The organism is Pseudomonas sp. C9-3 (genome assembly GCF_032392015.1).
GTDB lineage: Bacteria > Pseudomonadota > Gammaproteobacteria > Pseudomonadales > Pseudomonadaceae > Pseudomonas > Pseudomonas nitroreducens.
Map to the genome: position 1 here is coordinate 3,235,544 of NZ_CP135919.1, position 26,028 is coordinate 3,261,571.

Here is a 26,028-nt window from a genome sequence, read left to right on the forward strand (position 1 = left end):
GCAGTGCACACAAGCGCGCACCCATCACTTCGCCTGAAACGCCTCGTTGTGGCGGTCGCACTAGCCACCCTCGGGTCTTCGTGGTCGTTCTGCGGGATGGCGGACAACCTGCCCCAGGGCGGCAAGGTCATCGGTGGCCAGGCCACCATCTCCAGCCAGGGCAACGGCGTCGACGTCACGACATCCGGCCCGCGCACCGCCATTGACTGGCAGAGCTTCAACGTTGGCCCGGATCACAGGATCACCTTCAACCAGCCGAACGGAAAGTCCGTGACGCTCAACCGGGTGATCGGTACCGATCCGTCGAAGATCTATGGTGCGGTCACCTCCAATGGCCAGCTGATCCTGGTCAACCCCAATGGGCTGATGATCGGGCCAAACGCGCATATTTCCGCCAGCGCGCTGGTGGCCAGCGCCGGGTTCCTCACCGACGAGCAGGCCAGGTTGTTCGCCCAGACCGGCAAGCTGGATGTCCAGCTGACCGGCAACGTCACCAACCAGGGCAGGATCACCGTCCACGACAACGGCATGGTCGCCCTGCTCGGCGCCCAGGTGAACAACGCCGGCGTCATCCACGCGAAGAAAGGCCTCGTGCAATTGGCCACCGGCCCCAGGGCCACGCTGGACTTCCAGGGCGACGGCCTGCTGAGCATCGGTATCAATGGCGAGCCGGGCGACGCATCCAGCGTCAATGCCGATGTCGCCGGCGGTGTCGCTCACAGTGGCGAGATCGACGTGGGCAACGGTGTCGTCGCCATGAGCGCCGCCCGCGCGGCGAAACACCTCGATTCGGTGATCAACGTCTCGGGCAGCGTTGCCGCCAACTCGGTCAGCAACGACGGCGGCACCATTGTCCTGGGCAACGCGGCGCGGACCCAGGTCAGCGGCTCGCTCAGTGCCAGGGGCGTCAATGGCGGCACCGTGAAAGTGCTGGGCGATGAAGTGAGTGTCGCCGGCACGGCGAAGATCGATGCCTCGGCTGCCGGCGGGGCCGGCGGCAAGGTGCTGGTCGGCGGTAGCTACCAGGGCAAGGGCAGCGAACAACGAGCCCGCAATACGAGCATTGCCAAAGGCGCCGAGCTGCGTGCCGATGGCCATACCCAGGGCGGCCAGGTCGTCGTCTGGAGCGACGGCAATACCCACTTCGCCGGCAACGCCAGCGCCAGGGGGCAGCAGCAAGGCGGCGTGGTGGAAACCTCCGGCCAGCAGCTGCGAGTCACCAGCGACGCCAGGGTCGATACCAGCGGCGCCGTCAAAGGCACCTGGTTGCTCGATCCGGCGACCGTCAACATCGTCGGCGATGCCCAGGCCGACGCGGGGACGGGCGTGCTTAACGGCTCCGCCACCGGGCCCAGCACCGCCGACCTGTGGAACGTCGCCGCCAGCGCCATCGTCAACGGCCTGGCCAATGGCAATGTCGAGGTCTCGGCCAGCCAGCGCATCAACGTCAACACCGCCATCGTGGCCACCAACATCGGCCAGGACGGCAATGGCCAGCCCGGCACGCTGGCACTGATCGCCACCGGTAATCCCGTGCAGGGCAAATCCTACGAAGGCACCGACCTGAGCAGCGACAGTGGCTCGGTGTATATCAACGCGCCGATCCTGCTCAAGGACGGCAACCTGTTCATCGCCGCCACCGGCGACATCCGCCTGAACAACACCGGTCCGGAATACAGCCAGCGGGCGATCATCGATGTCGGCAACGGCATCGCCTGGCTGCGCACTTCCAACGTTGCCTCGATCATCCAGCAGGACGGCACCGCAGTGATGGGCAAGCAGGTTGCCCTGGAAGGTGCCAGCGTGCGGATGGAGAGCAACCTCAACTACGCCGGTACGCTGGCGGGCAAGGCCAGCAATGGCGTGTTCCGCTTCAACCAGACCAATGCCAGCGGCACGACGACCACCGGCACCGTCACCGCGCCCTACTCCGGCGAAACCCTGACCGGCGTGACCGCCCAGCAACTGGTCTACCGCGGTTATCAGGACGTCGTGGCGGAGCCGTCCCAGACCTGGGGCGCGAATACCCGCGCGGTGACGCTGAAAACCCAGGACGGCTCGTCCTTCGACTACCTGGTGTTCGAGGCCACTGGCTACGTCACCCCCGATGGCAAGGGCGGCTACCAGGAAATCGACCCGGCCGTGCTGCTGAACTACCTCGACAGCTCGGACTACCTGGTCAGCGGCCTGACCTTCAAGGACTCGGCGGGCATCACCTGGAAGATCACGCCGGATGCCGCCGCCCCAAGCCTTTCCAACGTCATTCGTATCGATACCGATGGCACGCAGTCCTCCGCATCGCTGCCCGTAGGGTTCGCGTTCGGCGCCAATGGCGGGCTGCAGGTCGTTTCCACGCTGCACGAGCATGGCTGGGGCGTGGAGTCGTACTCGGCGATCCAGGGCGCGAGCGACCAGAAGGAAATCCAGCACAACGCCCAGGATGGCAGGAGCCAGCAGCTCATCGTCGACCTCGGCAGCAAGGTCGACTCGCTGGATGCGCTGATTTCGAACCTGATCAACGACACACCCTGGCTGCAGAAGGCCGACAACAACGGCCCCTCGCTCGCTTCCGGCGAACAGGCCCTCGAACGCAGTCGGGTGCACTTCTACGAGACCGTCGACAAGACCGGCGAGCCGGGCGTGATCCTCAATCATGCCGCCCAGGCCACGGTCAGCGTCAGCGCGGACGACAAGGCCCGCGAGTACGGCGATGCCAATCCGGCGCTCACCCAGACCACCCGCCATGACAGCAACGCCCAGGCCGTGAAAGGCATCGACGACTACGTGAACCAGCAACTGGGGCGCGGCGGCATCCAGGTGGGCGCCCCCGCCACGACCGCCACTGCGACCAGCGATGTGAAACCTGGCGGCTACGACATCACCAACCAGATCACGGCGGATGAGCGCTCCCAGGGGCGCTACCGGATCGAGGACAACAAGGGCACGCTGACCGTCGAACAGGCGGAACTCAAGGTCAAGGCCGATGAAAAGTCGAAGGTCTACGGCGACCAGGACCCGACCCTGACCTATCAGGTCAGCGGGCAGAAGCTCGGCGAGAACGCATCCGACCTGGTCAGCGGCAACCTCGCCCGCAGTGCTGGCGAAAATGTCGGCGACTATGGCATCCACCAGGGTGGCGTGGCCGGCCTTTCGGGGAACTACCGCATCACCTACGAAGGCAATCTGCTGCACATCACCCCGGCCCCGCTGGAGGTGGTCGTCCAGGATAAGAGCAAGGTCTACGGCGACGCCGACCCGTCGCTCTCCTACTCCGTGAGCGGACTGAAAAACGGTGACCAGGCGAGCGCTGTGCTCAACGGCGGCGACTTGCAACGGGAGGCCGGCGAGCACGTCCGCCCGCAGGGCTACGCCATTGGCCAGGGCAACCTGGCGCTGGCCAGCGGCAACTACACCCTGGTGTTCAAGGACGGCACCCTGCAGATCACCCCGGCCCAACTGGTGGTGAGCGCGGACGACAAGTCGAAGACGCAGGGGCAAGTCGACCCGCAACTGACCCATCGGGTCAGCGGCCTGAAGAATGGCGACAGCGCGGATATCGCGACAGGCAGCTTGAGCCGTGCCCCCGGCGAAGAGACTGGCAGCTACGCCATCGGCCAGGGCACTTCGTTCAGCGCGGGCAGCAACTACAGGGTGGTGTTCCGCGACGGCACGCTGACCATCAGCGGCCCGGTGGCCCCGATACAGCCGGTCCCTCCCGCGGAGCCCGTCGCGCCAGAGGGCCCCGTGGTGCCCGCCCAGGCACCTGCGGTGGCTTTGCCCATCACGGCCCAGTCGCCCGGCAACACTCGCTGCGACGCTTTGGAGTCCCCCAGCGCCGTCTCGGCCAACTACACCGTTTCGCCCGCGATCGCGCGTACCTATTCCGTCCAGTTGATCTGCAAGCCGCGCTCCTACGGCAACCAGCAGAGCACCACGCCAGACCTGCGCGACGTACTCACCTACGCCAACAGCCTGTTCAAGGACGGCAAGCTCATCGTCCCGGACTGGAACCGCAGCGTGATCCCGCATGACCTGCAGGCACCCGGCAAGGGAGGTAAATGATCATGAAATCGCATGCATCTTCTCTGCATCGTCTGGCCATCGCGGTAGTGTCCGCCCTGATGCTCACCAGCCAGATACAGGCTGCGCCGCTGGGCCAGCTCAACCCCGGGCGGGTGGAAATGCCCGACAAGGCGGGTATCCGCACTTCGCCCACCGAGATGCCCGGCACCCTGGAAATGCCCGATACCGTCGTGACGCCCGAGCCCGTGGCCCAGGAGCTGGAGGCGCTACCGGACACCCGCTTCCCGGTGAGCCACGTGACGCTGGTGGGCGCCAACAGCTATCCGGCAGGCACTTTCGACCCGCTGCTCAAGCGCCTGGAGGGCCATCAAGTCAATCTGGCCGAGATCCACACCGTCGCCGATACCATCACCGCACGCTACCGCAAGGCCGGCTTCCTCCTGGCCCGGACCATCGTGCCGGCCCAACGCCTGGAAGGCGGCAACCTGGTACTCCAGGTCTTCGAGGGCAAGGTGAACCAGGTCAGCTTCGCCGGCCCCAGCAACAAGGCACTGGCGCGTTACGCGGACAATATCCGCCAGGAAACTCCGCCGACCGCCAAGACCATCGAGCGCAACCTGCTGCTGATGAACGATGTTTCCGGCAACGACAGCCGCGGCACGCTGCAGGCTTCGCCAGTGGAAAGCGGCACTGACCTGCTCGTCGAGAACGCCTTGCGCAAGTACGAGGGCTTCTTCGGCTTCGACAACCGAGACAGCCGCTACTTCGGCCCCTGGCAGATTTACGCTGGCGTTGGCGTAAACGACCTCACCGGGCACGGCGACCACCTCGGCATCCGCGCCGGCAAATCGTTGGAGGGCAACAAGATGACCTTCTTCGAAGGCCAGTACGAACTGCCGGTCGGCAGCCAAGGGGATGTCGTCAGCTTCCTCGCCCAGCATAACGACGGCCACGCCGACACCTACTCCTTCCTCAATGCCAACAGCTCCGGCGACACCTTCGCCGTGCGCATTACCCGACCGTGGATTCGCCAGCGCGACGAGACACTCAAGACCTCGGCTGCCTTCACCTACTACAACGGCACCTCCGAATACCTGGATGACAAGAACCTGCCGCCCTCCAGCGAGGACCGCATCCGCGCTCTGCGCCTCGGTGCCAGCTACGACTGGTTCGATGCCTACGGCGGCAAGAACCTGGTCAAGAGCGAGATCAGCAAGGGGTTGGCAATCATGGGCGCGAGCAGCGAGAGTCGCCTCAATCCCTCGCGCGAAGACGGCCAGACCGACTTCACCAAACTCCAGGTAGATGCTCAGCGCCTGCAGGACCTGTCGAAACTGATGGATGGCCTGAACCTCTACGTTGCTGCCACCGCGCAGACATCCTTCGGCCAGCCGCTGCTCAGCCCCGAACAGTTCGGCGTGGGCGGCAGTGAGTTCGGCCGTGGTTACGACCCGTCGGAGATTACCGGTGACAGCGGTTTCGCGGTGAAGACCGAGCTGCAGTACAACCGCATCCACACCTTCAAGGATTACGCCGTGCCGACCCAGTACTACGCCTTCTGGGACTTCGGCAAGGTCTGGAGTGAAGACCCCAGCTGGGTGAGCACGGAAAGCCTTTCTTCCACCGGTATCGGCGCGCACCTGAATGTACTCAAGGACACCTACATTTCTCCCGAGGTTGCGTTCCCGCTGACCCGCTCCGTGTCCGCCAAGGAGCTTGACGATGACAACGGCAAGGCCCCGCGTTTCTATCTGAACTTCCTGAAGCTCTTCTGATGGAATCGCCGGCGGCACCCAACCGCCGGCCTTCGGGAGATGTTGAAAGGACCCGCTTCGAGTCGGTAGCCGACATCGGCAAGCGGCTCTTCGTCGCGCCATACCAGGACCATGCTCGCCCACTGGCAGGCTCATCCGGGTGCGCGCGCCTGGGGATTCCCTCACGTCAGTCTATCGAGCCGTCTCGCCGGAGGATTCAATGAGCGGCGACACCAGGAATGTCCCGAACCGCAGCCCACTGATCAGTCGCTCCGACACCAGTTCGAACAGCCTGGCCAGGCACGGCAGATTGAAGTGCGCGGTCATGCGCTCAGGTGAATCCCAGTACCCGGTGAGGATCCAGCTTTCACCAGGATCATTGCCGCAAGTCAGGCGATAGGCTGTACAGCCGGAGAGATGACCCAGGTCGTCCAGCAACGCCTCCAATCCCTCTCTAAGCGCCGCCATCGAGCCGATGGCCGGGTCAATCTCGACTGTATTCACTGCCACGATGCGCATGGAGGTCATCGCCCAACGCTCACCGGCCCAGCAGCTTGCGCGCCAGCGTCCAGCCGTCCCCTCGGGTCGCGACAACCAGCAGGGGGTATCCCCAGAACGATTCGAACTTGCCGGCGAACTGCTCGGCTGCCTTTTGCTTGTCCAGATCGGGCTCGATGTAGATCTGGGCTTTGACGAATGATCGCAAGGCGGCCTTGTGGCGCTTCATCCACAAGGACAACTGCTTTCTCTCTTCATGGGACTGTTCCTCGGCACGCTGTTCCGCTCTCCCCTCGTCCAGCAGCACGAAAGGCTCTGCCCGTGCCAGCAAGGCTTCAAAGGCCTTGAATCCCTCATCGCCGGTGTCGATGGCGGATGCGCCGACCTTCATCCAGACCATTGGAAAGAGCGTGGAATCGATAACCATGTGGGCCGTCTCCTGCGTTGCCAGGTGGGCGCCCGCCGAATGCGGACGCCGTTCGTTCACCAGCAAGATAACCAGCCGGACCAGCTTGCGTCATTGCACAATTCGGCCACAATATTTTTCATTTCGGCCAGGCGTTCGAGCCTGCTTCGAGGACCGCCATGGACTCCAACCCCACCGACGACCCGCTGCTCGCGAGGGACGTTGATAGCATCGCGCGTCAGGTCACCGCATTGAATGCGTCCCAGGTTGCCAGGGATTGGGAGCATGCACTTCATCATCATCGCAAAGCGCAACTGATCTACTCAGTGCGCGGGGTCCTCAGCTGCGAAGTGGAAAAGGGCATGTGGGTCGTACCACCGCAATGTGCGCTCTGGATTCCTGGAGATATGTCTCACTCGGCTCGCGGCGCAGGAGAAACCGAGTGCTACTGCCTCTTCGTTGAGCCGAACGCCATCGAAGGCTTGCCTAGCCAATGCTGCACCCTCTCCGTCTCGCCGCTGCTGCGCGAGCTCTTGCTCAAGGCAACGGGATTCGATCCGTTGTACGACGAGAGTGGCTCGGAGGCGCGATTGATCGCCGTGCTGCTGGATGAGTTACGCGAGGCAAGTGTCGAGCATCTTCATTTGCCGATGCCGCAGCACGCGCGGCTACGTCAGCTTGCACAAATGCTGCTGGCCGATCCCTCAAGCAGAACCTCCATGGCCCAATGGGCCAAGTGCATCGGCATGAGCGAGCGCAGCATGAGCCGCTTGCTGATGCAGGAGGTCGGCATGAGCTTCGGACAGTGGCGCCGGCAGTTGCACATCATCCTTTCGCTACGGCGACTTTCGCAGGGAGACAGCGTGCAGACCGTTGCCCTGGAATTAGGCTACGAAAGCGCCAGCGGCTTCGTCACCATGTTCCGCAAGACAATGGGAAAACCACCAGCGCGCTACCTGCTGGAGCATGCGACCAACGCAGGCAGCACGGACGTAACAGCCGGAAGTGGCATCGTGCTGCGGCCTTGAAAGGTCCTCGCTCCAACGCGAAGAGCAACCCTGATTCGAGAGGGTCGAACAGGGCGCATTGTCAGCGGGTGATGGTTGCTGTTGGCCAGGAGCGGACGTTAGACAAATATCGTCCACATGCTCAGAGCCAGTGCCATCGTTTCCCCAAGACCTGATCGAACGCTAATGCGGAAATGGCCGGTGCATCAAGCAATCTGAACTGGCGGCGTATGCGCCGGAAGCACGCAAATCCTTAGCTATTCGTTCCTCCGGGTAACGACTGATCTATGCTCGAATCAGTCGAGTCAATGGAGGATTCGCCGTGGCTTTGAGTTCACCGAAACCCATCCCATCCTCGCCGGGAAGCGCTCCCCGTACGGAACAACCAAATGCAGCCACCCTTAGGAAATTACGCCGGAACATGGTTTTGGCTCAGTTGTTCTATTCTCTGGCCATGGCAACCTTGCTGTTATTCACCTATGCCATCGAGATTCCCGCAACCTTGAACGAAACCACGGGGATTCTTTCCGTTGAGCGGATCGGAAAGAACTATTACACCGTGATCGCTCACGACAACGAACCTTTGCTCCTGACTTGTGTTGATCATCTTGGCGGCTACTCACGATGCCTCACCGACGAAGAGGCATCGCGCTATATCGGCCAGAACGTCGTCGCTTCCTGGACTCGGATATGGCTCGCGCCCCTGGTCGAAACCAACAGACTGGTCATCCTGAAAAGTGCCGATACAGATGTCATCAGCCGACAGCAGACATTGGCCCGTATACAGCACTCGCGTACTGGCCTTCTGTGGCTCGCCATCGGTCTTTTTACAGCTCTGTCTATTGCTCTCTGGTTCATGTATCGCACAGCCAAGCGAAAGATAAGTGCTGCACATTAAATGAGAGTCCGCGATGGGTCGGAAACAGACCTTTACTGCTGGCCGAATTTACCGCCATTCCGCTTGCTGCCTTTGACCACGATATACAACAGCGGGCCCAACGAAACGAATACCAGGGTGAGCAGCAAGTAGGGAAGCACGCTGAAGCTGGAGTCGTCGCGCGATCGGGCGTCCCTCACCATCCGTGCCGCAGCGAGCCCTGCCTTCAGGGAGAGGTCGATCACTACCTGGAAATAGCACACGGCACAGAGTCGGAGCGTCAACGCGGCATGGGGCCATCGGCAACGGCGGCTGACCTCGCAGAACGTTCAGGTCAGTACAGCCCCCTCATAAGCCCTTGAACGAGCCAAGACACCGGCCTTCAGCAAGCGGCTCAAGCACCTTCTCCGGAGCGATCAGTGATTTCGAGCCGCGTTCTTCCTCAACTTATATCCTTGATATAAAGCTTATCCATCTCGTCTCTGAAAGCCTGTATGAGCGGTTCGCGACTGCGCCCATTCTTCATGATCAACGAAAATTCAGCCCGATATCCAAACGTTTCAGGGAGCAGTCTGAACAGCCTCCCCTTCTGCTCCCACTGCAGGGCCAGATGATCAGGAAGATAGCCGACGTAACTTCCGCACAGCACCAGAATCAGCGCGGCCTCCATGCTGTCTATCGTGGCGGAGCAATCCTTGAAGCCGTGCCGCATGGCTTCGGCGCTGGACCAGTAACCTCGATTGAGCAAAGCATTGTCCCTGACAATCTCAGGCGAAAGTTTCGTCACTTTGGACAGTTCATGCCGATCGCTGCAGTACAGCCAATGCTGTTCGACATATAACTCTATGTACTTCAGCCCGCTCATCCTAATTGGCAATGAACCAATGGCAAGGTCGATCTTACCTTCCAGCACCTCCCTCTGCAGTTCGAAGGGATTCAGAACTTTCAGATTGACGTGGACCTTGGGATGTTTCGAGGCAAAGTTCCCCAGCAAGTCAACGATATTGACTTGTTTGTCGGTGAGCATCGAATCAAGGATGCCTACTGTCACAGCCCCTCTCAACTCACCCTTCAACTCCAGAACATAGTTCTCGAAGCCATCGATCTGACTCAATAAACGCTTGGCTTCATCAAATATCAGCTGCCCTTTGCTGGTCAGACTGAAACCAGAGCGCCCTCTGTTGCAGAGTTGCATTCCAAGCTGCATCTCCAACTGGCCCATGTAATTGCTTATGGCCGGCGTGGACATGTTCAGATCTTGCTGCGCCGCAGAAAAGCCTTTTCGCTCCACCACTGCAACGAAGACTCTCAACAGGCGAATATTATATATACTTTCCTTCACCAATCACCCCAGCAAGCCAATCAGCACGTCGGCTCCGATGATATCCAAAAATCGCAGAGCCCGCATAGTATTACATTAATAATCTGATTAACATTAGGTTTCACACCAATGAATTTACCCCCTGATGCACAGCTGTTTAAATCAAAGGTGTAATCGTATTTTGCCGCTAAAACCCTTGAGGCGAGCAAGTTACTCAGACAGTTCAAAACACTAACAACATATTTCCGCAATCCGTCCTGCGGGGAAAGAGGTGGTTATGCCTGACTCCAAGTTCAATACCAATTTTGCCGACGGAACCGCCTACGACCCGCAGAAACGCCCGCGATTCAACGAAATCGCCAGCTTCATGCGCGCGCCTGTCGCGGAATCACTCGATGGCATCGATATCGGCCTGATCGGGGTTCCCTATGATGGCGGTACTTCCTTCAAGCCCGGAGCACGCCTTGGCCCACGCGGCGTCCGCCAGCAATCCTGTCTCATGCGTACCCGGAACCATGCTTCAGGCATTGCCCCGTTCGAGCTCTGCACTATTCGTGACCTGGGCGACGTTTACCTGGAGCGCATGTACAACATCGAGGACGCCCACGCGTGCATTGAGCAGTACTACCAGGAAGTCTGCGCCAGAAACATCATGCCGCTGACCGTCGGCGGCGACCATTCGATCACCTATCCGATCTTCAAGGCACTGGCCAAGAACGGGCCTATCGGCATGGTGCACATCGATGCCCACACGGATACCTGGGATAGTCTTTACGGCTCGAAGTTCTTCCACGGCGCCCCGTTCCGCCGAGCAGTCGAGGATGGCCTGCTGGACCCTCATCGCACGATCCAGATCGGGATTCGAGGATCCGAGCATTCCGGTACACCGAACTACAGCCTCGAGTGCGGTATGCGCGTTATCTTCATCGAAGAGTTCGATGAGCTTGGCGTGGACGGTGTGCTTCAGGAAGTGCGACGAGTCGTCGGCGATGGGCAAACCTATGTCTCCTTCGATGTCGACGGTCTCGACCCCGCGTTCGCCCCAGGTACCGGCACGCCCGAGGCAGGGGGGATTTCCATGCGCGAAGCGCTCCGCCTGATCAAGGGGCTGAAGGGCCTCAATCTCATCGGCGGTGATGTGGTTGAAGTAGCTCCGGACCTGGACCCCTCCGGCATGACTGCATTGAATGCCGCGACACTGATGTTCGAAATGCTCTGCGTACTCGCCGATGCCCGCGTGAAATGACAATGGAAGCCGCCCGATATCGTGGCGGCCCTTCTACAAGTCACTGACTGATTAGTGCCACACCAAGAACGATTCATGTGAGTTGCCAACGGTAACCAGCACCGGCACTTCGCCGCGCGCCGTTCAATAATCAAAACAAGAAACGCCAGAGGTAAACATGAAAGCAAGCATTCTCGGAACTCTCCTTCTCACCACGGCAACCTCTGCGGCCCTGGCCAATGAAATCACTGTTGTTTCGTTCGGTGGCGTAGCGAAACAAGTACAAACCGAAGCCTTCTACAAGCCCTATGAAAAAGAAACGGGAAATACCGTCGTAGCGACGGAATACAATGGCGAGATGGGTCGCATCAAAGCCATGGTCGACACTCAAAGTGTCAATTGGGATGTAGTGGAAGTCGGCGGCGCAGAATTGATTACCGGCTGCGAAGAGGGACTTTTCGAAACGCTGGACCAATCGAACATCGGTGAGGCGACAGATTTTGTTCCGGGAGCTATTTCGCAATGCGGAGCTGGTGTATTGGTCTGGTCTACTGCGATGGCTTACAACGCAGACAGATTCAAAGTGGAACCCACCGGCTGGGCAGACTTCTGGGATCTGAAGAGGTTTCCGGGAAAGCGAAGCCTGCACAAGAGTGCCAAGTACACGCTTGAGATTGCATTAATGGCAGACGGCGTTCCCTCTGCAGAAGTCTACAAGGCACTCTCAAGCAAGGAAGGCGTCGATAGGGCATTCCGCAAACTTGACGAGATCAAGAGCAGCATTCAATGGTGGGAAGCTGGCGCCCAACCCATGCAATATCTGGCCAGCGGCGATGTCGCAATGACCAGCGCATTCAACGGTCGAGTGTTTTCCGCCCAGGAGTCCGGAGCGAATATCAAGATAATCTGGCAGGACAGCATCTACGACATTGACTCCTGGGCAATCCCCAAGGGCAGCAAGAACAAATTGGCCGCCGAAAAATTCATCAATCTTTCCCTACGGCCTGAACACCAGAAACTGCATACCGAAAAGCTCGGCTACGGCTCCACCAACGTCCACACTCAAGCTCTGCTGGAGCAGAGCCTGGCTGAGCGCATCAACACGGCACCGAACAACCTGGCTCAAGCCCTGCGGATTGATAACACTTTCTGGGTTGATCACGGAGAGGAACTCGAGGAGCGCTTCAATGCCTGGGCAGCCAGGGGTTTGAACTGACGCTGTCCATCACGCTGCAATACCCCATACGGCGTATATAAACGTCGCACATCAAGCGTAGAGGGCATCGGCTGTCATCGGCCTGAATGAAAGCACAGTGCATATCGGGTATCCGGACGATGAGTCGCACGCGAGTGCTTCACAGGACAGCCATGCCTCTCGCCCCTCAGCGGCTGCCGTTGCGTTTGAGGGTCATCTTGAATGAGAACTTCCCATTTACATCGGGTTTATCGTCAGTGGTAGTGGCTTTGCCATTAGCCCCACCATCAATTGAAAGCGCGTAGTCCTTGTGCATGACCATTGCTGCCAACCCAAGCACGCCGACGGTGGCAATCGCAGCAACGGCAACCGCAGCCGCACCGCCGCTGATACCGGTGGCCCCTACCGCACCTGCTGCCGCGCCAAAGGCCACCAAACCGCTGGCTCCGGCTACACCGCCAGAGATAGCTCCCACCGGGTTCCAGAAGCTGGCCGCCGCGACCCCTGCTCCTCCTGCGATCAATGCAAGCTTGGTGTACGTCACGGACTTGATCACACGCACCGCCAAAGCGAGCTTGCGATCAGTGATCACGATGTTGTCGGCCTTGTCGTTCAGGGCGCTCTTCAGCTCTTTCGCATTCCCTACGAATCGCGTGCTGCTCACTTCGGCAGTCCTCGGAATGATGTTCAGAGGTAGCAACGGTGCAGCATTACGAGGCAAAAGGCCGGCATCCGTTCGGGTACGCTTTCCCAGGCTGCTATCGGCCAGGAGGGGACCTTGGAAATATTTGAATCGTTAGTCTTTTGGCTTGTTTGCGGGAGTTCGTAGCTTTAACTAGCATGGTTCCGCCATTCATCAAAACAACGCCATGGAAGGCCACAATCTTGAAAAGGACCACAGCAATCGTCGTTGCGCTATTGACCGGGACACCACTTCACTCACTTGCGGACCGAGGCGATGACCCCACACGGGCATTGACCGTTCAGTGCAGCTATTCAGAACGCAACGGCGCTCAGGAAGAAGAGGTCATTATTAGGGGAGGGATTGTCGGCGACGAGGGAGAAGCCACCGAAAGCAAAATATTTACGCGAGAAGCTGATTCCGAACGGTCCACTCTCATAGTCCCGGTCGGCAAATATGCTGAGTGCGTATTCCCCTCTGGGAACAAGGTCCGCGTGAAGGTTGCTGAAGGTGAAGCACGCGCCTACGGTATGTGCGGCGCCGATCCAGAGGTATATGGCTCTATTTGGGTGAATGAACGAAAAATGGCATCGCGCGCTTGGTTCGCGGGCCACTGCTGGGAAGAAAGTGATGAACCCAATATTAGCTTCAGGGTTTCTTGGCGTGGGGGGCAGGAAATTGCACAGACATGCCACACGGCTAGATCGGTCGCTGCGAAATCCGAAGGCAATGGCCTTAAGGTCAAGCCTATACCCGCTTGTGTGAATTCAGATGTAAATCTATTGCCACAAGACGAATTGGAATACCCCGGACAGGGAAGGACAGCCCCTTTTGTTGGGGAAGTCGAACTGCTTGCGGGCTCGGATCCAGTCTGTAAAGCGGTTCAGGAAGAACTGGCTCGGGACTTTTCTCTTTTTGATTTCTATGCTGGTCTGAGGACGGAAAAGTTTCAGATCCCATTATGGAGCGAATCGCCATCATCTCTCCCAAAAATGATGAGAGGGAGTGACGAAAGTATTTTTGATTTTAACAATGATGGAAATCTCGATCGAGTTATCGCCAAGGACTTCTCATCAGGTTACCTTGATGGAACTGTTATGCTGGTCGACTCAGGGGGAGAGTCCAAAAAACTGAGCGTATCAAGCGCTCCTTCGGAGGTCAGTTCCTGGCTTATCCCCTGCCAACTGGATTCCGTAAAATATATGACGCTCAACTGTCCTCCCTTCTCATCTGATAACAGCGAAGCGGGTTTCACTATTATGACTGGCGAAAAAGACAAGAGTGTCTTTTTTCGCGCTAGATACACGAAGGTCTTCCCCTTTATCTCCAATGGCGAAAGCTTTATCGGCGTGAGCAGTCGATCGGAAGGCACGAAGGATTATGCTGCGGTATTGAAGCCAACTCCCCGTCAGACTTTTGAGCCGGCCTGCCTGTTCAGAAAAGTTGGCGAAAATCTCTAGGAAACGAGTCCAACTGGATGTGGGGACGTGGCATCCAATGTTGAGACCAGCATGGAATGGTACAAAACGACAATAAGCCGCCCATCGCAGTTGCCGCTTTGGGCCGGTAGCTTTCCGCCCAGAAACCGACGCGCGCAATCTTCCTTTCCTGAGGCCCATCACTGCGCCGTCTGCTGAGGCCGCCTCTTGTCTTCGGCCAGTTTGTACGCCACGTAGTACTTGTAGATGTTGCCGACGTAATCGACTGTTTCTCGCCCAACCACTCTTGCAGCGGCGTGCTCAACGTTACCGAACCAGATGTTTGGGTCCAGACCCGATTCCTGGGCCAGGCGACGGAACTTCATGAGGTTGCCGGGGCCGGCGTTGTAGGCGGCGAAGGTCATCAGTGTCTTATTCAGTGGCGTCAACTGCGAGTCGTTGAGGTACTTGTCGGCAAGCAGCCGCATGTACTTGGTGCCCGCCTCGATGTTCTTGTCCGCGCTCTTGTCGATGCCGCGAATGGCGACCGAGCGGTCCGCCGCGGTACTGGGCTTCATCTGCATCACCCCAACCGCCCCGCGCGAGCTGCGCGCTTTCTGGTTCAGCTGCGACTCCTGAAAACCCTGGGCGACCAGCATCAGATAATCGAAGTCGTAGGTCCCGGCATGCTTCTGGAACAGCCCGACCATGTTGCGGAAGTTCTCCATGTCGGCTTCGGACGTGGCGTCGAACAGTCGCTTGCTGTTCTTCACGTACTTGTTGCGCAGGGAGTTGCCGAAGGTCGTCCCCACCTTGTGCGTTTGCACGAATGCCCCCAGGGCCTCCTGCAACTGCGGGCTGCCCTTGCGAATGGCCCAGGCGAACTCGGCCCCCTGAGCGTTGATCACGATGTTCTCGTGTACCTGCATCTGCCGGTACAGCGCTCCCCACGACTTTGCGATGTAAAGATCGACGACAGTAGCCGGGACCAGTCCGGCATTGACCATTTCCAACAGGTCCTCGGACTCGAGGTTCTCGTCTGCCGCCTTGATCTGTACCGGGGCGAGCCCCTTTTCGGCGAAGGTTCTGTTCAGCGCCTGCAGGTGTTCGTAGTAACTGCTCGACGGCCGCACCATGACCTCCTGTCCTGACATCGCTTCGAGCTGGTCCGGTGATTTGCTGCCGGGCGCTGTCACCAGCACTTCCTTGATCCCCGTGGCGAAAGGCGCGGCGAAGTCCACCGCCTGCAGGCGGCTGTCAGTGATCGTCAATCCTCCTGCGGCAATGTCGCCGACGCCGGCCTGTAACTGGGGCATCAACTGGTCCCGGGGCGTGGGGATGAACAGGACCCTCCACTGCAGCGACTTTTCCGCATAGGGGTACTGCTTGTTCAGCCAAGCCTCCAGTGCCTTGCCCAGCTCGTAGCTGATTCCGGCCTCCCGCCCTCGGTCGACGGCGAAGAAAGTCCGGCTATAGGGCACGAGAATGCGTACCAGCCGGCGCTCTCGCATTCCGTCCAGGTCGCCCTTCCAGGCCGGCGGAATCGGCAGCACCATGGCCCGGACCTCCGCCTCTTCCTGCTGGGTCAGCCGGGCATCGGGCAGTGAGGGTTGCGCGGCATAGGCGTAAAGACATGACAACAGCGTGAACGACAGGCACACGGAAGCGAGGCTGCGGCGTCCCATGGTTCGAACCTTCCCGTTGAGCTGGATGACCGGTCGCAATACAGGCCCAGGTCACGTGGCCGGCGCCGAGCCCTGGGCGAATACCGCTGGCGGAACTGGGGATGCTCCGCCGTCAGTTGAAGACTAGTTCAAGGCCCGTCAAACGCATCGCCACTCGCTTCCCAGCTGCGGAGGTCTCGTACCGTTTGCCTCCATCCAAGTCTGCCTTGGGTTGGTAGCGGACTTACGATCATCCGTGGCGGTCGTTCTGCGTTACATGAACCACGCCTAGCGACACCGGATTGCCGGACGCCCCAGAGGCTCTCACGACTGCGCGAGAGCCTCTGGGATTCACAAAGCCAAAGGCAACGGGTTGGCGGACTCAGAAGCTCGCGTTCAGTCCCAGGCGAACGCCGTTGTCGGTGTAGCCGTCGCCGAATTGCCCGGAGTAACCCAGGCCCACCGTGGTGCCGCTGGCCACTTGCGCGGTCACACCCAGTTGCGCCAGAGCGGTGTCCTGCGCCAGCGGTGTGCCCTTGACGGTGAACGAGTCGCTGCCGGCGAACGACAGCTGGCGTTTCGGATCGAGGTCGTCGTAGGCGTGTTGCCAGCCGGCCGTGCCTTGCAGCGCCAGCGGTACCGAGCCCAGCGTGGTCAGCGTCGTCGAGGAGTACAGGCCGAGGGTGCCGTAGGTCATCTCGTCCTGCTCGCTGTCGCTGCGCAGGGTGCTGCTGCCGCCGTGTTCCTTGAAGCTGTCGCTGTCGACCTTGACGTGCGCGAGGCCCGCGAAGGGTTCCAGGGTGAAGTCACCGGCCTGGACGTGGCGGCGGCTGTCGATGTCGTTCCAGGCATGCGAGGCGCCCAGACGGGAACACGAGGCCAGATCGATTTTCAGGAGCGGCCTGTCGCGGCAGGTTACCCGCAAAGCTCCTACTCGATAGACTCCACCGCATAACACCGGCGATAACCCCCACTGACGAAGGACCGTTCATGTCTGCAAAATCGATTCCGCTTTCCAGCACGCTCACCTTCAGCCTCAGCCTGCTCTCAGGGTGCGGCCACTACTTTCAGAGCATCCCGGACATCATCGACGCGGGCGACTGGAAAGGACGCCCGCTGCAGGAAGCCGTGGATACTTTCGGCAAACCCACCGATGTGGTGAAGGACGACCAGAACAACTCGGTCGCCCGCTGGATTTACTCTGAACAATTCACCCGTACCCAGGGCTATAACGAACTGTCAGCCGGCCCGACAGCCGGGAGCGTGACGGTAACCCCGCACTCCTATCAGGAGAATTACGGTAAAGAGTGCCGTCTGGAACTGACATTCAATACCCAGAACATCATCACCGACTTCAAAACCTGGAAAAGCGTAGGAGATGCCTGCAACTCCTATTCGTTCTCGTACCCGAAAAAGTAGCCTGCGCAATCGCCCTGTCTGAAAGGTGCGGCCTCTGCAGGTCCGGCAGACAGGGACTTGCTGCAATACCAGTCAGCAGCGCCCGCCGCGGGTGAAACTGAGTTGCTCCGAAAGCAGGCCGAATTCAGGCCACGCCCTATACCACTGAAGAAAAAAGCCCAGGGTGAACCTGGGCTTTTTTCTTCGTGATGGCGGACCTCAGCTACCGAGGCGCTGCACAGCTCTCGGGTCGATATCGGCATTGCCGTTGCGAGCGCGCTCTTCGGCCAGGCGCGCGCCCTCGGCGGCGGTGAGCGCGAACAGACGCTCAGGATCGGCGCTTCGCAGTTGCAGGGCGAGCTTCTCGGTGCCCTCCGCTACCTCGATGGTGCGCAAGCCGGCTGCCAGCCCCTCGACGATGCGCCGCGCGGCTTCATCAGCAGGCATGCCGTTATCGATATTGACGTCGGAGCGGCCGCGACGGGCACCGTCGCCACCCAGCGCGTTGACCGCCACGCCGGTGCGCACCGAACCAGGCAGGATCACGCTGACCCTGATGCCATGGGCCTGTTCGACTTCGGCGCGCAAGGCTTCGAAGTAGCCGATTACGGCATGCTTGGCGCCGCAGTAGCCTGTGCGCAGTGGGGCACCGACCTTGCCGGCCACAGAGCTGACGACCGCCAGTTGGCCACTCCCTTGAGCGACCAGGCGCGGCAGCAGCTGCTGGGTCAGGGCCACTGGAGCCAGGTAGTCGACTTCCATCAACTCGCGGTACACCTCGAAGCGGGTATCCACGGCCAGGCTGCGCTGGCTGATGCCGGCATTGTTGATCAAACAGTCGATACGACCCTGCCAGGCCCAGGCCTGCTCGACCACCTGCGGCAGCGCGGCATAGTCAGTGCTTTCGAAGGGCAGGACCAGGGCGCGTTGTGGCGCCTGCTCGGCAACAGCCTGCAGCGCGGCTTCGCGCCGGCCGGAGAGCATGACGCACGCGCCCTGCTGCAGCAGCAGACGCGCCAACGCCTCGCCAATGCCGGAGGATGCCCCGGTGATCCAGACCACTTGGTGGTTGAAAGTCATGTGCCACTCCTTCTGTTGGGTAGCCGCAGTCTAGTGTGAGCCGTGGCGCTCGCCCCATGTCCGAGCCGGCCAAAGCGCTGGCTCCAGGGCCATGACCAGGTCCGCAGGATGGAAGACCGCTCTCCGATGGGCCGGTGTCCGATAATCGTCAGGCGCAAGCCACTGCACCGCTCGCAGAGCACCTTGAATGCTTGATCAAGCGCTATCGACCAGTTGCGCCCCCCCCACCAGAATGCAGTTTTCAAGCCCTGCCACATCCCGTATATTTGATAACGATTGTCGTTTGCAAATTGTTCTTAGGGGATTGCAATGCAGGGAGATTCGTCGCTGCAGTCGGTAGGGATGCTGTACCGCGACCATCACGGCTGGCTGCGTGGCTGGCTGCGTCAGCGCCTCAACGACTCCGCCGATGCGGCCGACCTGGCGCAGGACACCTTCGTGCGCGTGCTGATGGCCAAGAGCGCCGGGGCGATTCGCGAGCCCAGGCATTACCTGCAGACCATCGCACGGGGACTGGTGATCGACCTGTACCGCCGCCGCTCACTGGAACGTGCCTACCTGGACGCGCTGGCCCTGCTGCCCGAGGCGGTCCAGCCGTCCCTCGAAGAGCAGGCCCTGCTCCTCGAAGCGCTGACGGAAATCGACCGAATGCTGGATGGCCTGGGGCAAAAGACCCGGCAGGCCTTCATCCTGTCCCAGCTCGAAGGGCTGACCTACAGCCAGATTGCCGAGCGACTGGGCATCTCCATCCGCACCGTCAACAAGTACATGGCCAAGGCCATGGAACACTGTTGCCTGGCCATGGCGGGCCTCTCGTGAACGACGCCCTCAAGCCGAATGAGCGCGAGGCCATCAGCGAAGCAGCACGCTGGTATGCGCGACTCGCCAATGAATCGCCTGCTGCCAGCGACCAGCAAGCCTGGCAGCGCTGGCTGGCGGCCGACCCGATCAATCAGCGCGCCTGGCAGCGCATCGAGTCGGTGAACCTGCAGATGGCCCGGGTACCGGGTCGCCTGGCTGCTGCAACCCTGGCCTCGGCCGGAGCGTCGCGGCGCCAGATGCTGCGCAGTGTCGTGGTGCTCGCCTCTCTGGGCGGGCTGGCCACCCTGGGTTGGCGCAGCGATACGCGCCAACGCTTCACTGCTGGCTACAAGACCGCAGTGGGTGAGCGCCGCACCTTCACCCTGGCGGACGGCAGCCAGATGCTGCTCAACACTGATAGCGCGGTGGATGTGCGCTTTGACGCGAACCAGCGCCTGATCATCCTGCGTGCCGGCGAGGTGCTGGTGAGCACCGCCAGCGATAGCCTCGACAGGCCATTTCGCGTGCAGAGCCCCGATGCCAGCGTGCGCGCACTCGGGACTCGCTTCACCGTGCGCAGCTGGAGCGGCGGCACCGATGTGGCGGTCCTGGAAAAAGCCGTCGAAGTGACCGTTCCGGGACAGCGCAACGTCCTGCGCCTGGAAGCAGGCCAGCACACCCGCGTCACCTCCGGAGTCATCGGCCCTGCGCAGATCAACAGCGCCTCGGTGGGTGCCTGGGAACAGGGCAGCCTGATCGCGATCGACCGCCCGCTGGGAGAGTTGCTCGAGGAACTCGGACGTTACCGCCACGGCTGGCTGAGGTGTGACCCGCGCATCAGCAGCCTGCGCATTTCCGGAGCCTTCCCCCTGGATGACACCGACCTCGCACTGCGATCCCTGGAGCGCAGCTTCCCCGTCACGGCGGTGTATCGCACGGGGTATTGGGTAACCGTGATTCCACGCAGCTGACGCTGTCAGGACGCCGGCAAAAAATAATTCTGAACACCGTGCACTTTTTTCGTCCCTGGTTCGGCTTTCCCGGCATCAGTGACCCACTTGGTCACCACTACCGGGGAGAGACCATGCTGTATCCGTTCGTTCGCCATCGGCTCGCCATCCATGTGCAGGCCGCCCTCTTCAGCGTCGCCATCGTGGGCGTACCCGCCATCCAGGCCGCAGAGCCGGTATCGTCCGGCGCGGTACAAAGCGTCCGGCAGTACGACATCGCTGCCGGCTCGCTGACCGAAGTGCTCAGCCGTTTCGCCAGCGAGGCCGGGGCAGCGCTGTCATTCGATGCCAGCAGGACTGCCAACCGGCAATCGGACGGTCTGCATGGCAGCTATTCGAGAGAAGCCGGGTTCGCCGCCCTCCTCGCCGGCACCGGCCTGCGCGCGGTCGATCAGGGTGGCAGCTACGTACTGGAGGAAATCCCGACAGCACTGGAAATGAGCGACACGGTCGTTACCGGCCAGGGCCTGGGCCCAACGACGGAAGGCTCCGGCTCCTACACCTCGAGCGAAGCCACTATCGGCAAGTCCACCCAGCGACTGAAGGACATCCCGCAATCGGTTACCGTCATCACGCGCAAGGCGATGGACGACCAGCGCCTCGATACCCTGGACCAGGTGCTGGAGAAAACCACCGGCATCACCACCTACCAGAGCCCCTCCGGCGGCAAGTACATCTACTCGCGCGGTTTCGAGGTAGAAACCATCCAGTACGATGGCGTCCCGCTCGATCGCCGCTACTACGCCATCGGCAGCAGTTTCACCTCCGATACGTTGCTGTACGACCGCGTCGAAGTGCTCCGTGGTGCCAACGGCCTGTTGCAAGGCAGCGGCAACCCCGGCGCGGCCATCAACCTCGTGCGCAAACGCCCGAAGGCCGAGCCGTCGCTGTCCCTCACCGCCAGCGCCGGCTCCTGGGACACCTACCGGCAGAGCATCGATGCCAGTTCTCCGCTCACTGCCGACGGCAAGCTGCGTGGTCGCCTGGTGGCCGCTCACGAGGATCGGGATTACTTCTATGACACGGCGGAAAGCCGCAAGAACGTGCTCTACGGGATTCTCGAATACGACCTGACCGACGACACCAAGGTGGCCGCCGGCGCCAGCGTCGAGGACCTGCACTCGACACCGTCCTTCGGCGGCCTGCCGCGCAATAAGGATGGCAGCGCGGTGCACGCGGGCCGCTCCACCTTCACCGGCGCCGACTGGAACAAATGGAACAACAAGCAGACGACCTACTTCGCCGACGTCACCCATGACTTCAACGATGACTGGCGCCTGAATGCCTCGGGCAGCTACATCCGCGAGACCAACGACATCCTCTACAGCTTCGGCCGGGGGGCGGTCGACCCAGCCACCGGTGACGGCATGCAGTCACGCGCCTACCTGTACGACTTCGAAAACATCAACAAGGGCGCTGACATCAACCTCGCCGGTAAGTGGCGCGCCTTCGACCTGGAACACCAGGTAGTGGTCGGCGCCAACGCCAGCGACCTGAAGACTGACGATGTGCAGGGAGGTCTGCTCAATCTCGGGCCGATCAACATCTACGACCCGGTTTCCCCGCGCGAACCAACCGAAGAAGAGATGCTGAGCACCACTTACGCCGGCGCCTCCGAAGGCAGGATTCGCCAGAACGGGCTTTATGGCGTCGTACGCTACAAGCTGGCGGAGCCGCTGACGTTGGTCGTGGGCGGGCGAACCAGCAACTACAAGTACGATTATGAACTGCGCCGCTTCACCACCTCCTCGCCCGCTCCAGCCCATTCGAAGGAGACCGGCGAATTCACTCCGTACGGCGGCCTCATCTACGAACTGAACAATCAATGGTCGGTCTACGCCAGCTATACCGACATCTTCAAGCCACAGACCGAGCTGACCCAGGACAGCACCCCGCTCAAGCCCATCGAAGGCTCGAACTACGAGGTCGGTTTGAAAGGCGAACTGATGGATGGCCGCGTGAACACCAGCTTCGCGATCTTCCGCGTGGACCAGGAAAACCGAGCCCAATATGACTATGCCTCGGAGTGCGGGCAGAACGGCGAAGACAACTGCTACGTGGACGGCGGCAAGGTTCGCGCCGAAGGTTTCGATGCGGAGATCAGCGGCGAGGTACTCAGGGGCCTGCAACTGTTTGCCGGCTATACCTACACCTCGACCAAGTTCCTCAACGACCCGGGCGATGGCACCTCGTCATCCGGCTCCACCTTCAACAGCTACACGCCGCGCCACCTGCTGCGCTTTTGGGGCGACTACAACCTGCCGGGCGAACTCAGCCAGTGGACCGCTGGCGCAGGCGCCAGTATCCAGAGCGAAAACTACAACACCAACTTCGGTGGCACTGGCGGCGTAGGTGATATCAAGCAATCCGGTTACGCCATCTGGAACGCGCGCCTGGGCTACCAGATCAACAAGAACTTCAGCGTTGCACTGAATGGAAACAACCTCTTCGACAAGAAGTACTACTCCTCCATCGGCTGGCTGAACGCGAGTAACCAGTACGGCGACCCACGCAACTACACCGTCACCCTGAAAGCCGACTTCTGAGGTGAGTAGGTAGCGGCAATTCCTCCTGATGATTCTGCTGAAAGGGATTGCCGCTCACCTCACCCAGCTCGGTTGGATCCAATGGCTGCATGCGAGTTACGGCTGCCCCTTGAAGCGTTGCACTACGGCTTCTGCAAAGCGGTGCCCCAAACTGTGCTTGTGAGTTCACGTCAAGGCGCTGCGGCGACGGTCAAACGGTATTAAATATCTGCGAAGGGTGGGGAACCGTTTCTCGCCAGGGGCAGCTATCGGCCAGAAGCGGACTCTCGGGAAACGTAGCTAATGGCTCGGCACGAGCAGTAGTAACGCTTTATTTGCCTGAACACTAGGCCGCGAGGTGAAGCAGATAGCTGAAAGCTGCGCACCTCATCTCGCGGCTTTGACGCACGCGCTAGGAACCTTTTAGGCCGCGCTTTCACCCCATTCACGGACAAGCGCAGTGAGGCCCGAGAAATTCGTCACCTGGTGCTCGCGAGAGGTTTTCAGGTGGAAATTCGCCCAGCACTGGGCCAGGCAATCCCCCCAAGTCATACCGGCTTTCTCAAGATACGCGTCAAAACCATCAGAGGGCTTGCACGTTGTCATGTTGATGACGAGCGCATTAAGCAACGGCCATTGATTGTCGCGGCAAAAGTTACCAACCATGCCAGAGTAGAAACCGGCCATGTTGTGACTGAGGCCAAACACGTTCTCAAGCTCGCTGTAGGGAACAACTCGCTTGCTCTGGGCCGCAAACACGAGGTAGCGCAGGATGTTGGAAAATACTTCGATCTTGAAGTAGGCGGGCATAATCAATCTCCAATGAGAAGGTATACACGAGTCAAGAAGGTACGGAGTACAGCTTCTAAAAGACTCACCGGTAAGGGAAATGCTGTGTCAGCTTCGCGGCAAGCCGAGAAGGACGAACATAAAATAATTCCAGGTGGATCAGGGGTCAAGCATGGGGCTGACGTCGCTCCCGATTTGCTTAGCTCCTAACATTCGAGAGAAACCTCCCCATTTCCACTGGCAGGCTGATTGTCCGTTCCTGGCCGGTAGCTGCCCTGTGCGAAGGGCAGCTTCGGGTCGGAAGCAGACTTCCCTGGGTCGCCGTAGGGAGACCCCCGGCATCTATTGCCTGATGCCCGTGAACAGGACTTCGACGAAACGCCGCACACTTAGCTGATGGGCATCGAAATCCAAGGGCTCGACGCTGACCAGCTTGAGGAATTCGAGGGTGAGAAACTCGTTGAGCAACTGCGCCACGTAGTCCGGGCAGAGATCGTGACGCACCATGCCGGCCTTCTGAAGATGACCTAGCAGGACGCTGACCTCGGCATTGAGCACCTCGTTATTGAGCTTGAGCTGCTCCGGCGACGCTCCGCTGTAGTGCATCGCCAACAGCTCGCGCCAGACCGATATCGGCAGCGCTTCAAGCTCGTACTTCAGAACCAGGCTCTCCAGGTGGCAAAGCACATCCACCGGATCCTCGAAGTCCAGCGCCAGTTGCACCATCTCTTTGACGACGCGCTCGTCGGTGGCACGCAGCAGGTCGTTGAGAATCTCCTGCTTGCTGCCGAAGTAATTGAACACCGTGGGCGGCGATACGCCCGCCCGTTCGGCGATCTGCTCGACGGTGGTAGCGCCGTAACCCTGGAGGCGGAACAGCTCGACCGCTGCCTGGCTGATCGCCTGGCGCCGCGCCTCTTTCTGTCGTTCACGAAGTCCGCTCAAGGCCTCTCCTCACTGCTGGATCTGTCTGCGCGAGATTCTATAGGTTTTCTCCGGATAAAACTTTTAGTTGACTAAAAGTTTTTATGGTGAGAAAAATTCTCCACGGCCAGCGTCTGTGGCCTATTCGTTCTCCCAGGAGTGATCCATGTCCCTCGATCTGCAAGCGGCCCTAGTGCGAGCCTACGCCGAACGCCTGAGTCTCCAGCCGAATCCGCCACAGCCGCAGGAGCGTTCGTACGCCGCGCAACTGAGTGTGGGTGCCGCCGACGTGCTGCAGCCGCCTCACAACCGCTGGACCTTCCAGCACATGAGCCAACTCTGCCCAACTCTGGTCGTAGCCGCCGGCAATGCGCCGGTCAGTGACCTCGGGCCGACGCAGGACCTGCTGCAGGACTTCACCTTCCGTAGCCTGAGCGGCGAGCAGGTCAGCCTGCGGCAGCACCTGGACGCCACCTTCACCGATGGCTTCCTGGTGCTCAAGAAAGGCCGCGTGCTGTGCGAGCGCTATTTCAACCACCAGGCTCCGGACACCCGCCACATCATGTTCTCGGTCACCAAGTCGCTCACTGGTGCTTTGGCTGAGCAACTCATCGAGCAGGGCCTGCTCGACCCGGACCGCCCCGCGCTTTCGTATGTGCCCGAATTTGCCGGTACCGCCTTCGAGACGGCGAGCGTGCGCCAGGTGATGGACATGGCCATCAGCATCGACTACGTCGAGCACTACGAAGACCCCAACTCGCCGACCTCGCGGCTGCACTACACCGTGGGCCTCACCCCGGTGCCGCCGGGGTTCGAGAAATCCGCCTCGATCCACGACTGGCTGCGCACCTTCCCGCGCAAGGGCGAGCATGGTGGTTTCTTCCGCTATGTCACGGCGACCACCGAAGCCATGGGTTGGATCATGGAGCGCGCCAGCGGCCTGCCTTGCCATGTGCTGTTCGAACGCATGTGGCGGCAGTTGGGCTGCGAGCGCGATGGTTTCCTATTAGCCGATCCGTCGGGCCAGGGCGTGGTCGGTTTCGGCTTCAACGCAACGCTGCGCGACATGGGCCGCTTTGGCCTGATGCTGCTGGGCCGCGGCCACTTCAACGGACATCAGGTACTGCCAACGGCGGCGGTGGAGCGCCTGCTGAAGGGCAATGACCCTGCGGTGTATGCGACCAACAAGGAGTTCTCCGAATGGAGCCCGCAAGCCTCCTACAAGAGCCAGTGGTATGTCTTCAATGACCGCGCGCTCATGGCTGTCGGTATCCATGGCCAGTGGATCTTCATCGACTTCAAGGCCGAGGTAGTAATCATCAAGCAATCCTCCGCGCCCGAAGCGGAGAACGTGATCGATACCGACACTGTGCACCTGCTCAAGACGCTCGCCCAATCCCTGAGCGAGACCTGACACAACCCTATCAGCCA

At 60.4% G+C, this 26,028-nt stretch carries 21 protein-coding genes; 12 read left to right on the top strand and 9 right to left on the bottom strand.

All coding sequences use genetic code 11. The annotated features are described in order from the left end of the window. Positions 1–96: 96 nt before the first annotated feature. The gene (locus RS899_RS14425; RefSeq protein WP_315810323.1) at positions 97–4,062 is read left to right on the top strand and encodes an MBG domain-containing protein; all 3,966 of its coding nucleotides are present in this window, start codon (positions 97–99) and stop codon (positions 4,060–4,062) included. 2 nt (positions 4,063–4,064) lie between these two features. Then, complete coding sequence (locus RS899_RS14430; RefSeq protein WP_315810324.1) at positions 4,065–5,798, top strand: ShlB/FhaC/HecB family hemolysin secretion/activation protein; 1,734 nt, start codon at positions 4,065–4,067, stop codon at positions 5,796–5,798. Between the two features lie 171 nt (positions 5,799–5,969). Here RS899_RS14430 and RS899_RS14435 read toward each other — a convergent pair whose 3' ends face one another. Continuing rightward, complete coding sequence (locus RS899_RS14435; RefSeq protein WP_315810325.1) at positions 5,970–6,296, bottom strand: antibiotic biosynthesis monooxygenase family protein; 327 nt, start codon at positions 6,294–6,296, stop codon at positions 5,970–5,972. 19 nt (positions 6,297–6,315) lie between these two features. Then, the gene (locus RS899_RS14440; protein WP_233297824.1) at positions 6,316–6,702 is read right to left on the bottom strand and encodes a hypothetical protein; all 387 of its coding nucleotides are present in this window, start codon (positions 6,700–6,702) and stop codon (positions 6,316–6,318) included. A gap of 158 nt (positions 6,703–6,860) precedes the next feature. On the opposite strand from RS899_RS14440, the gene RS899_RS14445 reads away from it, so the two are divergent. Continuing rightward, positions 6,861–7,709, top strand: coding sequence for a helix-turn-helix transcriptional regulator (locus RS899_RS14445; RefSeq protein ID WP_315810326.1), 849 nt, complete (start codon positions 6,861–6,863; stop codon positions 7,707–7,709). Positions 7,710–8,115: 406 nt separating this feature from the next. Then, positions 8,116–8,586 carry a hypothetical protein gene (locus RS899_RS14450; RefSeq protein ID WP_315810327.1) on the top strand — a complete coding sequence of 157 codons (471 nt, stop codon included), beginning with the start codon at positions 8,116–8,118 and terminating at the stop codon, positions 8,584–8,586. 421 nt (positions 8,587–9,007) lie between these two features. Here the strand turns inward: RS899_RS14450 and RS899_RS14460 are convergent, their stop codons facing one another. Continuing rightward, entirely contained in the window at positions 9,008–9,907 is a 900-nt protein-coding gene (locus RS899_RS14460) for a LysR family transcriptional regulator (protein ID WP_315810328.1), read from the bottom strand. A gap of 256 nt (positions 9,908–10,163) precedes the next feature. Between RS899_RS14460 and speB the strand changes: the two genes are divergently transcribed. Both speB and RS899_RS14470 read left to right on the top strand, forming a co-directional pair. After that, the gene (gene speB, locus RS899_RS14465; RefSeq protein ID WP_315810329.1) at positions 10,164–11,132 is read left to right on the top strand and encodes an agmatinase; all 969 of its coding nucleotides are present in this window, start codon (positions 10,164–10,166) and stop codon (positions 11,130–11,132) included. Positions 11,133–11,289: 157 nt separating this feature from the next. Then, positions 11,290–12,327: an ABC transporter substrate-binding protein gene (locus tag RS899_RS14470; protein WP_315810330.1), complete on the top strand. Its 1,038-nt coding sequence runs from the start codon at positions 11,290–11,292 to the stop codon at positions 12,325–12,327. A gap of 166 nt (positions 12,328–12,493) precedes the next feature. Here the strand turns inward: RS899_RS14470 and RS899_RS14475 are convergent, their stop codons facing one another. Further along, positions 12,494–12,970: a hypothetical protein gene (locus RS899_RS14475; protein WP_054910662.1), complete on the bottom strand. Its 477-nt coding sequence runs from the start codon at positions 12,968–12,970 to the stop codon at positions 12,494–12,496. 221 nt (positions 12,971–13,191) lie between these two features. Here RS899_RS14475 and RS899_RS14480 point away from each other — a divergent pair, with 221 nt between their 5' ends. Further along, on the top strand, positions 13,192–14,448 hold the full coding sequence (locus tag RS899_RS14480) for a hypothetical protein (protein WP_315810331.1): 1,257 nt from the start codon (positions 13,192–13,194) through the stop codon (positions 14,446–14,448). A 158-nt stretch (positions 14,449–14,606) separates the two neighbouring features. Here RS899_RS14480 and RS899_RS14485 read toward each other — a convergent pair whose 3' ends face one another. Together RS899_RS14485 and RS899_RS14490 are read right to left on the bottom strand one after the other, a co-directional pair. Next, positions 14,607–16,091, bottom strand: a complete 1,485-nt coding sequence (locus RS899_RS14485; RefSeq protein ID WP_315810332.1) for a lytic transglycosylase F — start codon at positions 16,089–16,091, stop codon at positions 14,607–14,609. 361 nt (positions 16,092–16,452) lie between these two features. Continuing rightward, the gene (locus tag RS899_RS14490) at positions 16,453–16,995 is read right to left on the bottom strand and encodes an autotransporter outer membrane beta-barrel domain-containing protein (RefSeq protein WP_315810333.1); all 543 of its coding nucleotides are present in this window, start codon (positions 16,993–16,995) and stop codon (positions 16,453–16,455) included. 65 nt (positions 16,996–17,060) lie between these two features. Between RS899_RS14490 and RS899_RS14495 the strand changes: the two genes are divergently transcribed. Beyond that, positions 17,061–17,489 carry a hypothetical protein gene (locus RS899_RS14495; protein ID WP_315810334.1) on the top strand — a complete coding sequence of 143 codons (429 nt, stop codon included), beginning with the start codon at positions 17,061–17,063 and terminating at the stop codon, positions 17,487–17,489. Positions 17,490–17,687: 198 nt separating this feature from the next. On the opposite strand, the gene RS899_RS14500 is transcribed toward RS899_RS14495, so the two are convergent. Beyond that, entirely contained in the window at positions 17,688–18,548 is an 861-nt protein-coding gene (locus tag RS899_RS14500; RefSeq protein ID WP_315810335.1) for an SDR family NAD(P)-dependent oxidoreductase, read from the bottom strand. Positions 18,549–18,857: 309 nt separating this feature from the next. Between RS899_RS14500 and RS899_RS14505 the strand changes: the two genes are divergently transcribed. From RS899_RS14505 to RS899_RS14515, 3 genes are all read left to right on the top strand, one after another. Beyond that, positions 18,858–19,367, top strand: coding sequence for a sigma-70 family RNA polymerase sigma factor (locus RS899_RS14505; RefSeq protein WP_315810336.1), 510 nt, complete (start codon positions 18,858–18,860; stop codon positions 19,365–19,367). Then, positions 19,364–20,320 carry a FecR domain-containing protein gene (locus RS899_RS14510; RefSeq protein WP_315810337.1) on the top strand — a complete coding sequence of 319 codons (957 nt, stop codon included), beginning with the start codon at positions 19,364–19,366 and terminating at the stop codon, positions 20,318–20,320. Before RS899_RS14505 ends, RS899_RS14510 begins: the two co-directional genes overlap by 4 nt. A 113-nt stretch (positions 20,321–20,433) precedes the next feature. Further along, positions 20,434–22,905 carry a TonB-dependent siderophore receptor gene (locus tag RS899_RS14515; RefSeq protein ID WP_315810338.1) on the top strand — a complete coding sequence of 824 codons (2,472 nt, stop codon included), beginning with the start codon at positions 20,434–20,436 and terminating at the stop codon, positions 22,903–22,905. Between the two features lie 402 nt (positions 22,906–23,307). Here the strand turns inward: RS899_RS14515 and RS899_RS14520 are convergent, their stop codons facing one another. Together RS899_RS14520 and RS899_RS14525 are read right to left on the bottom strand one after the other, a co-directional pair. After that, positions 23,308–23,694: a hypothetical protein gene (locus RS899_RS14520; protein ID WP_315810339.1), complete on the bottom strand. Its 387-nt coding sequence runs from the start codon at positions 23,692–23,694 to the stop codon at positions 23,308–23,310. A gap of 321 nt (positions 23,695–24,015) precedes the next feature. After that, complete coding sequence (locus tag RS899_RS14525; protein ID WP_315810340.1) at positions 24,016–24,618, bottom strand: TetR/AcrR family transcriptional regulator; 603 nt, start codon at positions 24,616–24,618, stop codon at positions 24,016–24,018. 145 nt (positions 24,619–24,763) lie between these two features. Between RS899_RS14525 and RS899_RS14530 the strand changes: the two genes are divergently transcribed. Beyond that, positions 24,764–26,011, top strand: a complete 1,248-nt coding sequence (locus RS899_RS14530) for a serine hydrolase (RefSeq protein WP_315810341.1) — start codon at positions 24,764–24,766, stop codon at positions 26,009–26,011. The last annotated feature ends 17 nt before the right edge of the window (positions 26,012–26,028 follow it).